Genomic DNA, 1,163 nt, shown 5'->3' on the forward strand with positions numbered 1-1,163 from the left:
GACGAGACCCTGCTGGTTCAGTCCGGCAAGCCGGTCGGCGTCTTCAAGACCCACGCCAACGCCCCGCGCGTGCTGATCGCCAACTCCAACCTGGTGCCACACTGGGCCAACTGGGAACACTTCAACGAACTGGACGCCAAAGGCCTGGCCATGTACGGCCAGATGACCGCCGGCAGCTGGATCTACATCGGCAGCCAGGGCATCGTCCAGGGCACCTACGAAACCTTCGTCGAGGCCGGCCGCCAGCACTACAACGGCAACCTGACCGGCAAGTGGGTCCTGACCGCGGGCCTGGGCGGCATGGGCGGCGCCCAGCCACTGGCCGCGACCCTGGCCGGCGCCTGCTCGCTGAACATCGAATGCCAGCAGAGCCGCATCGACTTCCGCCTGCAGACCCGCTACGTGGACGAGCAGGCCAAGGACCTGGACGACGCCCTGGCGCGCATCGCCAAGTACACCGCCGAAGGCAAGGCCATCTCCATCGCCCTGCACGGCAACGCCGCTGAAATCCTGCCTGAGCTGGTCAAGCGTGGCGTGCGCCCGGACATGGTCACCGACCAGACCAGCGCCCACGACCCGCTCAACGGCTACCTGCCGGCCGGCTGGACCTGGGAGCAGTACCGCGACCGCGCCCAGACCGACGCCGCTGCCGTGGTCAAGGCCGCCAAGCAGTCCATGGCCGTGCACGTACAAGCCATGCTGGACTTCCAGAAAATGGGCGTGCCGACCTTCGACTACGGCAACAACATCCGCCAGATGGCCAAGGAAGAAGGCGTGGCCAATGCCTTCGACTTCCCAGGCTTCGTGCCGGCCTACATCCGTCCGCTGTTCTGCCGCGGTGTCGGCCCGTTCCGCTGGGCGGCGCTGTCCGGTGACGCCGAGGACATCTACAAGACCGACGCCAAGGTCAAGGAACTGATCCCGGACGACGCCCACCTGCACCGCTGGCTGGACATGGCCCGCGAGCGCATCAGCTTCCAAGGTCTGCCGGCACGTATCTGCTGGGTTGGCCTGGGCCTGCGCGCCAAGCTGGGCCTGGCGTTCAACGAAATGGTCCGCAGCGGCGAGCTGTCGGCACCGATCGTCATCGGTCGCGACCACCTGGACTCCGGCTCGGTCTCCAGCCCGAACCGCGAAACCGAAGCCATGCGTGACGGCTCCGA

At 67.1% G+C, this 1,163-nt stretch carries 1 protein-coding gene; it reads left to right on the forward strand.

Going from position 1 to position 1,163, the window contains the following annotated elements; translation table 11 throughout:
• Positions 1-1,163: urocanate hydratase (gene hutU / locus ABOA88_RS24015; protein ID WP_440127993.1), on the forward strand; the 1,163-nt coding region annotated here is incomplete at both ends.

The sequence above is a fragment of the Pseudomonas sp. PKS genome (genome assembly GCF_051913525.1).
Classification (GTDB): domain Bacteria; phylum Pseudomonadota; class Gammaproteobacteria; order Pseudomonadales; family Pseudomonadaceae; genus Aquipseudomonas; species Aquipseudomonas guariconensis_D.